This is a genomic window from Dellaglioa sp. CoH-57-MRSF-22, assembly GCF_056781895.1.
The window spans coordinates 320-650 of record NZ_JBXAXT010000037.1; the positions used below are offsets into that span (position 1 = coordinate 320).

Annotated in this window: 1 protein-coding gene; it reads left to right on the forward strand. The window is 49.8% G+C overall.

Features of this window, described 5'->3' with window-relative positions; genetic code table 11:
• Nucleotides 1-150 precede the first annotated feature (150 nt).
• A partial coding sequence (locus AC1RPR_RS07980) for a hypothetical protein (RefSeq protein ID WP_481763431.1) occupies nucleotides 151-331 on the forward strand: 181 nt, incomplete at its 3' end.

Here is a 331-nt window from a genome sequence, read left to right on the forward strand (position 1 = left end):
GAAGTCGGCATGCACCGTCGCAACATTCGCACCGCAGACTCTGGTTGCATCGAATGTTTTGTATTCCTCAGTATTTCCGAGGGATGGCGCGGGAAATGCATGGACACTAGCAAACCTGAACGCGGCGCAGGCTGGTATAGGTGACTAAAGATGGCCACATCCACGACACAAGTCAATAAGGTATATCAAGAGGCTATAACCAGCACAACCACCACTGGAAATACTTCGGTGAACAAAGTATTTCAGGAAGTGGTCACCGGACTCGACACAGGAAGTCTGCCGTCAACGCGAATCAATAAAGTGTGGATGGAAGCAATAACCGATCCACCCT